Raw genomic sequence first — 9,794 nt, 5'->3', positions numbered from 1 at the left:
TATTTCCTTTTATGTAAAGAAATAAAGACTCATTAGCGAACCCTTACCATCGCCTTGTGCACGAGGATGTCCGTTTTCTCTATCAGCTCCACCGGCACTTCAAGCCGCTCCTCAAGGCGGAGCCTGAACTGCTCCGACAGGGCTTCGAACTCCCGCCTCAACTCGCCCTCCGTTAGCATCGTGAAGTCGCTTGCGTACTTGTAAGCCCCGCTCAGGTTCCCCATCTTCACGCTCATTATAAGCAGGTTTCCGAGGTAGTACACTATCAAACGCCTGTCTCCCATAGTCCTGCTCCTCTTAAGCTCACGCCGGAACTCTATGCCGAGATAGCTGGCCAAGTCGCTCTGGAGCTCCGCCGCGCTCTCATATCTGCTTTCCTTTTCCTTCGCGAGCATCCTGAGGATTATGGGTTCCACCTCCCCGGCTTCGGGGTTCAGTTCGCTCGGTTTGGCTGGCTCCTCGTTCATTATGAGGAACATCAGCTCGAAGGGATCTTCGCTCTCAAATGGAAGCTTCCCCGTCACGAGCTGGTAGAAAATAACCCCTAACTGCCATATGTCGGTTCTCTCGTCCGTTGGCCCGAACTTCGACCTGCTGAACTGCTCCGGGGCCGCGTAGAGGGCGGTAAAGCTCGTCGTGGTGGTGCCGCTCTGTCCGAGGACTTTGCTCAGTCCCCAGTCGCTTATCTTAGGAATCCCGCTCTTGAGGAGGATGTTGCTGGGTTTTAAATCCCTGTGGATGATTCCTTTAGAGTGCGCGTACTTTAGCCCCTCAGCGATGTTGAAGACGAGCAGGGCAGCTTCCTTGGCTTTCATCGGCGTTGGAACCCTCTCCAGCGAGCTTTCACAGTACTCCATCTCAAAGAACGGAACTGGAAGAATGTTGTAGTCGTAAACCCTCACGATGTTCGGATGCTTGAGCTTCGTCCAGTTCTCGATCTCCTTTAAGAAGGACTTGCCAGTAACGGGGTCAAGACTGAGGGGGATTTTTACGGCGACGATTTCACCGTCACTCTTGCGCTTTGCTTTGAAGACCCTCGCAAAGCCGCCCCTGCCGAGCTCTTCAATCGGCTCGTAAACGCTCGTTAGTTCTGCGGGGAAGGAAGTAACCGCCTGATAAGAAGCCGAGGGAGTTACAGGAGTGGCAGGGGAGGGCATCACTGGTGTCGTAGGGGTAACGGATGTTTGGGGAGTTGCGGCTCTCTCGGCAACCTCGACGGGGATTACCTTCTCGGCTTCGAGTTCAATGCCGTTTACGAGGGCTTTGATCTTAACCCTGAAGTCGAAGTTTCCGGCGTACTTGGGCTTTACCATTACAGTCTTGGCTATTTCCTGCCCCTTCCTAAGCTCGGGGAACTCAATGATTTCCTCCTCAAGCTCGAAGAACTCGTTTCCCGATAGGTCGAGGGTTACCTTGAGGGAGTCGGCGAGGTTGTTGGTGAGTGTGAGTTTTAGTGGCGCCTCAATGGACTCGACGAGCTGTGGAACGGCAACGTGGAGGATTTCTTCAATGTTCAGCCTCTCGACCTTGACTGGAATGGTTTTCTCGGTTTCAAGAGTCACGCCGTTAACGATTGCCTTAATCTTGATTTTGAGGTTGAAGTTACCAGGTTTTAAGGGCTGAATTTTTATTGTTCTGCTTGCTTTCTGTCCTTTCTTCAGTTCCGGGAATTTGAGTTTGGTTTTTCCGAGCTTCAGGAAGTTGTTTCCAGAGAGATCAAGGATCACCTCTAGAGAATCCGCGAGGTCGTTGGTGAGGGTGAGTTTTAGGGGAACTTCAATCCCCTCGGTCATGGAAGGCATAGAGAGGGTGATGGCCGATAGAAGCTGGCCTTCCATTCTTCTAACTTCTTCAGACTTGGTGTAACATTGGGTTTGGATACTTGGCGTGATGAGATTCATACTGGCGTTTGAGTTCAATACTATATATCTCCCCACTCCTGAGAGGACTTCGCAGTGAGTGTTGTGGACTTTGGCGTTCGTTTTCATTACCCGAGCGTTTGAATCCTTGCAGAAGTTACAGCCCGGCAGGTTCCCATCCGGCGGAAGGCGGAGAACCCAAACACCTCCCCCAGCGCCGAAGCTTTGACTGTAGCCGGCCACGATAATGTCACCGTTAGGCGCTAAAGCAACCGCGTGAGCCTCATCCCAGTCGCTTCCCCCGTAAGTCTTCTGCCACTTCACGTTACCGTTAGCGTCAAGCCTGAGAACCCAAGCATCAGCGCCACCAGCACCGAAACTTTTAGTGTAGCCTACCACGATAACGTCACCGTTCTGAGCTAAAGCAACCGCGTAAGCCTTATCATCTCTTCTCCCTCCATAAGTCTTCTGCCATTTAACGTTACCATTAGCATCAAGCCTGAGAACCCAAAAGTTATAACCGCTAGAGCCGAAGCTCCGAGTGTAACCGGCCACGACAACGTCACCATTATCATCGATAGCAACAGCATTAGCCTCATCATCATCGCTTCCCCCGTAAGTCTTCTGCCACTTCACGTTACCGTTAGCGTCAAGCCTGAGAACCCAAACACCTCCCCCAGCGCCGAAGCTTTGACTGTAGCCGGCCACGATAATGCCACCATTATCCGCTACCACAACCGCGTTAGCACCATCACTATACTCTCCTCCGTAAGTCTTCTGCCACTTCACATTACCATCAGCATCAAGCCGGAGAACCCAAAAGTTATAGCCTCCAGTGCCAAAGCTATCAGTGTAGCCGGCCACGATAATGTCACCGTTCTGAGCTAAAGCAACCGCGTTAGCGCCATCATATTTTCTTCCCCCGTAAGTCTTAAACCACTTGACCTTTCCATCCCCCTCCAAGCGGGCAACGAAGGCATTTCCTTCTCTTTCCCCGGCAACAATAATATCCCCGTTCTTATCAAGGGCGACGGCCTTAGCTTTTCCAGGTCCGTAGGTTTTCGCCCAGTACGACACGATGACCACCACCGGTGATTGTCCACCAAACTTGGACATTTTAGTATTTACGATTTTCGGATTCCAGCTGGGAATCAAAACATCTCCCCCAGCTCAAAGACGATGAAGCCCTCCTCCCTCAGTTTTTCCGCGTCTTCCACGTTCTTGGCGACAAGACCCAAGGCCTTTTCCGGGGCTCCAGTCCTGACTGAGCAGCTCTTTCCTTCAAGACTCCTTAGGGCTTTCTCGGCCTCGCGTTTCCTCAGGGAACTCCACTTTACCTCGAAGAAATAGGCCCTGCTTCCTTTCAACCCCACGAAATCTATTTCTTCACCCTTTCTCCACCACCTCCCGCCCCTCTCAAAGGCGAACTTTCTCCAGAGGAAATCCTCCGCGGCCTTCTCAAAGACCCTTCCCATGTAGTGGTCAAAGTTTTCCCTAACATCCCGAAGAACCTCCCCGTAAAGCTCCCGCTCGATGCGCTCCCTGTTTGGATAAACGAAGCGGAACCAGAAGCGGAAGTAGTTGTCCGTTATTTCGTACCGCATGTTCCTCCTCTTCTCCGGTTCGAAAGCTGGATAGATCTTAGCCACCACCCGTATCCTCGAGAGGTTGTCTAAGTAGCGTGAGACCGTTCCCCTATCGAAGCCCGTGAAGTTCACGATTTCCCCAAAGCTCGTTTTGCCGAATGCTATTGCCCGGAGTATCGAGAAGTACCGCGCGGGCTCCCTGAATTCCTGCCGCAAAAGGAACTCTGCCTCAGTGTAGAGGGGGCTTTCCTTCCGCAGAAGCAGCTTCTCGACGTTTTCCCAGAAGGACAGGTTCTCATCGAACTGCTTTAAATAGAGGGGGATCCCGTCAGCGACCCCGTAGACCCTCAGCAGGTCTTCATAACCGTGGCCAGGAAGAAATTCCTGGAGATGCCAGTACCTCAGGGGTTTCACCTCAAGCTGCATCGTCCGCCTCCTATAGAGCGGACTTTCGTGGCCCAAAAGCCTCTCCATCATGCCCATTGATGAGCCAACGAGTACGAGCTTCAGCCCTGAGTCCTGAAGATAGAGGTCCCAAGCCTTCTGAAGGAGAGATGGGAACGCCGGGTTTGACGAGACGAGGTATGGGAGTTCATCCACTATCACGACGACCTTCTCTCCACTCTCTGCAATGTATTGAAACAGTTCGACCCATCCAAGGTCTGAGCGGGTTAATGCGAGGTCTTTAAAGAACTCTCCAACTTTTTTTCTGAACTCGGAGAGGTTCTCCTTTTCGCTCCTCTCGTCGGCGAGGAAATAAATGTGTGGAACACTCTGAAACGCCCTCAGAACTAAGGAGGTCTTACCCACCCTCCACCTGCCGTAGATCACCACTAACTCGGCCTTTCTGCTTTCAAAAGCCCTTCTCAGTGCTTCGATTTCATACCGCCTGTTCACAAATTGTTGCACCATGATTAGACTAATCGTCCTGCAACTATTTAAGACTTGTGCTGGGCCTGAGCTTCCTCCCCCCTCTTCTTATCCACCCAGAAGCGCCTCGTCCTTATGAAGACCCTCTCGCGCTCCATGAGGGCCACTAAAAGGGCGTCCCCTTTATACTGCCCCAGAAGCCTTGCCGCTGTATCCGGCCCCGTCCCGTAGCTGGCCAGAGCCAAAACCGCCTCGAAGCCGTAGGAATCAACCAGGTCAGCCGCTTTCAGAAGTTTTCTGTAGTTTCTCTCCTCCTTCCTTTCGAGCGCTTCTCCCCGCTTGACCTTCTCCAAAACCGGCAGGAACTCCTCCGCATCGATAGGATGGGCAACGGCAAGCATCTTCGAGCCGCAGTGCGGGCATCTCCTCTCCCTTATGCCCCTCAGCCTCGAAACCCTTGTCTTCGAGTGCCAGCCGCAGTTGGTGCATACCAGAACGACCTCCTGGTCGAGCAGCCTCTTCCGGAAGAGCTCAAGGATTTCGTCCCTCTCAAGGGCCCCGCTCAGGAGGAACTCGCCTCCAACAGTCATGTTGAGCCTCGCCAACTTTGAGGGCTCTCCCCTCAGGGCAGTTTTCACGCGGAGAGAACCGGCTTTCAGCATCTCAAGGACGAGCTTTCCCCTGCTCACATCGACCTTGTCGTGGTAGAGCTCGTTGAGGGTTTCCCTCTCAATTACCGTACCCTCGAAGAGCCTCTCAACGCGCCTTATCCTTCCATCTCTCCTCAAGGCCCCGAAGCGCTTCGCGACGTTCAGCATCCTCCAGCGGTAGGCGTGGGAGTCTCGGAGGGAGCGGGCGACTATTGGTTCCAGCATCTTGGGCTCCTGATAGAGGTAACGCTTCACCTCGCTCGGATTCACCTGGAAGGGCGTTTTAAAAACGACGGCATGCGCCTGGCTCCTCATCGAGAAGACCCTTCCGTAGGTGAGGGCCAGGATTGAGTACACCAGTCTACCGAGGGCCTCGTTGGCCCTGTTGCCAAAATCCGCGTGAATTACCAGGGCTTTTGGAGTGCTCTCGATGACTATGTCGCGGTCGGTTGAGAAGGGCTCGTCCTTTATCTCCTTGAAGGCCCTTTCCAGTTCGTTCCCCCTGAACTCAACTCCCTCCAAAAGCCCCTTTGCCTTCTCAAAGTCGAAAGTTAGCTCCCTCTTCAGCCTGCCCACGGAGAAGGCGACCTCAAAGGGAACGGGAATCATCTCGCCCTCCCAGCTCGGTATCGCACTTTCGAGGCTCTTGCTCTCGCGAACCTTCAAAAGTTTCGCCTCGTCCTCAATCTTGAGCACTATCCAGCTCCGGCCGTTCATAACGAAGTCCATGCCCTCCTCAAGGTCCATCACGAAGCTTTCGTCCAGCCTGCCTATGACGTGCCCGCTCCCTGCATCAAAGACCCTCCAAGAGACCTCGTCCGGTATCGTGGAGAGGTTCTCGTAGTAGTACTGGAAGGCCCCCCGCCTGAGGTAGAGGAGGCCCTTTTCTTCATCGTAGCCGACGAGCCTTGAATCTTCCAAAACCTTCAGGACGTCGAGGTAGTCCTCCCAGCTCAGCTCTCTGTAAACGTAGGCCCTCTTAGCTATCTCGTAGGGCCTCTCGCGGGGAAGCCTCTTATGCTCGATGAGGAGGCCGATTATGAAATGGGCCAAAACGTCAAGGCCTCCAATAGGCTCGACGGCCTCAAAACGGCCTTCCAAAGCATGCTTCGCTATGATCAGGCTCTGAAGGTAGTCCTCCACGTTCGTCGCTATGATGTAGGCCTCGCTCACCTCGCCTATCCTGTGCTTGGCTCTACCGGCGCGCTGAACCAGACGATTAACCTGGCGCGGGCTCATGTACTGAATAACGACGTCTACATCTCCAATGTCTATGCCGAGCTCCATCGAGGAAGTGCATATCAGCGCTTTGGTTTTCCCCTCCTTGAGCGCTTTCTCTGCCCTTATCCTGGCCTCCTTGGCGAGGGAGCCGTGGTGGACTTCCACGGGCTTCCCCCAAGCCTTCAACCGGTGGGCTAAAATCTCGGCGAACTGGCGCGTGTTGGTGAATATGAGGGCCTTACCGTGCCTCTCGACGATATCCCAGAGGAGCCTTAGGCGAGACGCTATCTCCGGCGAGAGGCTCAGCTTTCTCGCGAGCTCCTCGTCTTCTCCGCTTGGCTCTGGATAGAGAACGTGGAAGCGGTAGCTCTTCTTCCAGGAGGGCTTCACTATAACGTCCGCTTTGAGCCACTCCCTCACCTCCTCCTCGTTGCCGACCGTCGCGGTCATGCCAATCCTCTTGAAGCCAGCTATCTCCGCCAAACGCTCAAGGTTGAGGAGGAGTTGAGCACCGCGCTTGTTGTCCACGAGCTCGACTATCTCGTCAACTATAACGAACTTGACGTTAGCCAAGTGCTTCCTGAGGGACTTGACAGTTAGGACAACTCCGAGCGTCTCGGGAGTGATTATGAGCATTTGAGGAGGGTTCTTGACCTGTTTCGCTTTCCTGTAGGCTGAAGTATCGCCGTGCCTCACCTCGACGCTTATTCCCAGCCTTTTCCCCCACCATTCGAGCCTGTCGAGCAAATCCCTGTTCAGGGCTTTGAGCGGGGCTATGTATAGAGCTGAGATCGGCTTAAGGTTCTCCTCAAGGATTTCGTTGAAGACCGGAAGGACTGCCGCTTCCGTCTTTCCCGAGCCAGTTGGCGCTATAACCAGAACGCTCTTTCCGGCGCTGACCTCCTTAAATGCATCCTGCTGAAGTCTGTTGAGTTTCCCAAAGCGCTCCCTGATTGCTTTCCTGAGGAGGGGGTGCATGGTGTGAACTTTATCTGTGAGTTTATAACCCCTACCGCTAAGCTTATAAAGCGATATATCGTTCGACATATCGGTGAAGAGAAATGATAGTTGGGAGAAACGGTGAAACCTACGACCTGACCTACGCAAAAAGGGCCATGCTCGTCGTCGTCATTCTGCCGCTCCTCGTCATGTACACCGAGGCGATGCTGACTCCCGCTCTACCTACGATCCAGAGGGAGTTCGCGATAAACCCGAACGACGTCAGCTGGATTCTCACAATCTACCTCCTCGTTGGAACGGTGAGCGTTGCCCTGTTTGGAAAGCTCGGCGACATGTACGGGAAAAAGAAGATGTTTCTCATCGCGTTGGCCTTCTACACCACCGGCGTTAGCTTGAACGGCTTCGCACCGAGCTTCCAGTGGCTCCTCGTGACGAGAGCCGTTCAGGGCTTTGGAATGGCGATATTCCCACTGGCGTTTGCCCTCGTTAGGGAGGAGTTCCCGCCCGAGATGGTGCCACAGGTTCAGGGAATGATAAGCGCGATGTTCGCGGTCGGTATGGTCATCGCCCTACCTCTCGGCGCGTGGGTTACCCAGAACTGGGGCTGGCGCTGGACTTACCACTCGGCCGCGCCGTTCGCGGTCCTCATGTTCCTCCTCGCGTGGAAAGTGCTTAGAGAAAGTCGTTACATAAACCCCGGAAAGGTTGACTGGATTGGGGCCGTTCTCCTGACGGTAGCTGTTGTCCCGGCCCTTGTGGCCGTTACGAGGGCGCCGAACGTCGGCTGGACTGCCAAGGAGACCCTGGCGCTCTTCGCGGTGGCCCTCTTTGGAACGGTCCTCCTGGGGGTCTGGGAGAGGAAGGTTGAGAACCCGATAATCCCGCTCGGCATAATAACCGCTAAAAACCCGGCAATAGTCAACATCGGGATAACCTTCGCGGCCTTCGGCATTTCGATGATGAGCCAGGCGAACACCTACATCTTCCAGATGAAGCCACCATTCGGCTTCGGGAAGACCATCCTCCAGAGCGGTATCCTGATGACGCCGATGGCCCTCGTGATGCTAATCGTCGCTCCAATAGCCGGAAAGATCATGCCGAAGGTCGGTGCAAAGCCCGTCGCCTTAACCGGTGCACTCACCGCCGCCGTCGGCTTAGGGATCCTGTCGAAGTACGCCCCCCAGCTCCCACCAACTCATCTCTGGGCCTTCGTGGGGCTCATAACCACCGTCGGGACGGGAATAACGCTGATGAACATCTCCCTAATCAACGTGCTCGTCTTCTCGGTTCCGCCGAGGGTTATGGGTGTCGCAACAGGAGCGAACAGCCTCTTCAGGAACTTCGGCTCGACCTGGGGGCCGGCCATCGCTGGCACGATCATGAGCACCTACTACATCCTCTTCCACCCGCCAGCGGCTCCCCCTTGGGTCAAGATTAAGATTCCGACCACAAAAGCCTACGAGGTGCTCTTCGGAACCTCGGCCGCCATATTTCTGCTCCTCGCCCTGCTGATCTTAGCCATCAGAGAGGTTATGAAGGGAGGGAGGATCCATGAGGTTGAGAACGGTGGGGAAAAGGATGTTGTAGTCGAGCCGGCTTAAGCTGCCCCATGCAGTTTATCACGCCGTGGCTCTTTCTTTTCTCCCAAAACACTCTTTAACGCCCCCTCTCTTCAATCCGCCTGCAGACAGCTCTCTGGAACTCTTTAACAACTGAAAGTTAGTATTTAACATTAAGTCACGATTTAAATTGAATTTGTAACGAAAATTTTCCGAAAATGGGGAACGGGACGGGAGGAAGCTGAAGACTCCCCAAATCCGAACGTAACAGCCCCTTTAAAGATCTCAGGGTTCCAAAATGGATTGGTCGCTAATCAAAGCCCGATGGAGTCTCCGGAAGTTTCATGTACATGGATGCCCATTAGGATGGGGCGGTACTCTTGGAAGCCAGCCCACCGGTTAACGCCTCAGACGTCCCCGGATTAAACCTTTCTCAGGGCCTGTTTAAGACCCCTCCGAGGAAAAGCTTATAAGATCCGAGGGTTCTTACTGTCTTGTAGGGCGAAAGGAGGAAAAAGCCGCCCTGTTGCAATAAGACTCTGAGAGAATTGAAACGCGATTCTTGCAGTTCTTGAGGAGCGTATGCGGAAAAAGTTGCAATAAGACTCTGAGAGAATTGAAACAATGGGACAAACAGCGCTAAGATTAACACGAGCGAGTTGCAATAAGACTCTGAGAGAATTGAAACTTTGTGAATGGAACGGAGGTTTTGAGTGTTTCGGGCGTTGCAATAAGACTCTGAGAGAATTGAAACTTATACCGGGCGGCGGTAGCTGGGCTTTTGATTGGGTGTTGCAATAAGACTCTGAGAGAATTGAAACGCAATCGGGATTGACGAGAACGGAACACTCTATATGTGTTGCAATAAGACTCTGAGAGAATTGAAACGAACTTCAATCGGGAAGTTCTGAAGGTTGAAGCCGTGTTGCAATAAGACTCTGAGAGAATTGAAACGAGGTGGGTTAGTGTATGGCGCAGGTAACCATTAAGGTTGCAATAAGACTCTGAGAGAATTGAAACTTCGACTGATGAAGCCTGGAAAGCGGACGAGGAAAGGTTGCAATAAGACTCTGAGAGAATTGAAACGGA

The 9,794-nt window shown here is 53.4% G+C and carries 4 protein-coding genes and 1 CRISPR repeat array; of the genes, 1 reads left to right on the top strand and 3 read right to left on the bottom strand.

Translation table 11 applies throughout. The annotated features are described in order from the left end of the window. Positions 1-32: 32 nt before the first annotated feature. The 3 genes from MVB78_RS11140 to MVB78_RS11130 all read right to left on the bottom strand — a co-directional run bounded on the left by MVB78_RS11140 (position 33) and on the right by MVB78_RS11130 (position 7,164). Complete coding sequence (locus MVB78_RS11140) at positions 33-2,945, bottom strand: protein kinase (protein WP_297491536.1); 2,913 nt, start codon at positions 2,943-2,945, stop codon at positions 33-35. A gap of 65 nt (positions 2,946-3,010) precedes the next feature. Further along, complete coding sequence (locus tag MVB78_RS11135; protein ID WP_297491533.1) at positions 3,011-4,357, bottom strand: ATP-binding protein; 1,347 nt, start codon at positions 4,355-4,357, stop codon at positions 3,011-3,013. A 26-nt stretch (positions 4,358-4,383) separates the two neighbouring features. Then, positions 4,384-7,164 carry a DEAD/DEAH box helicase gene (locus tag MVB78_RS11130; RefSeq protein WP_297491530.1) on the bottom strand — a complete coding sequence of 927 codons (2,781 nt, stop codon included), beginning with the start codon at positions 7,162-7,164 and terminating at the stop codon, positions 4,384-4,386. An 83-nt stretch (positions 7,165-7,247) separates the two neighbouring features. On the opposite strand from MVB78_RS11130, the gene MVB78_RS11125 reads away from it, so the two are divergent. Beyond that, positions 7,248-8,747 (top strand): MFS transporter, encoded by a 1,500-nt coding sequence (locus MVB78_RS11125; RefSeq protein ID WP_297491527.1) that lies wholly within the window; start codon positions 7,248-7,250, stop codon positions 8,745-8,747. 483 nt (positions 8,748-9,230) lie between these two features. Beyond that, positions 9,231-9,791: a CRISPR direct-repeat array (repeat unit 30 nt; unit sequence GTTGCAATAAGACTCTGAGAGAATTGAAAC). Positions 9,792-9,794: the final 3 nt, after the last annotated feature.

The organism is Thermococcus sp. (genome assembly GCF_026991495.1).
Taxonomy (GTDB): Archaea; Methanobacteriota_B; Thermococci; order Thermococcales; family Thermococcaceae; genus Thermococcus.
Note: the sequence above shows the minus strand (reverse complement) of the source record. Positions and strands in the feature narration are given on the sequence as shown.

Excerpts from the sequence above, each read along its gene's own strand:
- MVB78_RS11135 (WP_297491533.1), bottom strand. The coding sequence starts at position 4,357 with ATGGTGCAACAATTTGTGAACAGGCGGTATGAAATCGAAGCACTGAGA.
- MVB78_RS11130 (WP_297491530.1), bottom strand. The coding sequence starts at position 7,164 with ATGCACCCCCTCCTCAGGAAAGCAATCAGGGAGCGCTTTGGGAAACTC.
- MVB78_RS11125 (WP_297491527.1), top strand. The coding sequence starts at position 7,248 with ATGATAGTTGGGAGAAACGGTGAAACCTACGACCTGACCTACGCAAAA.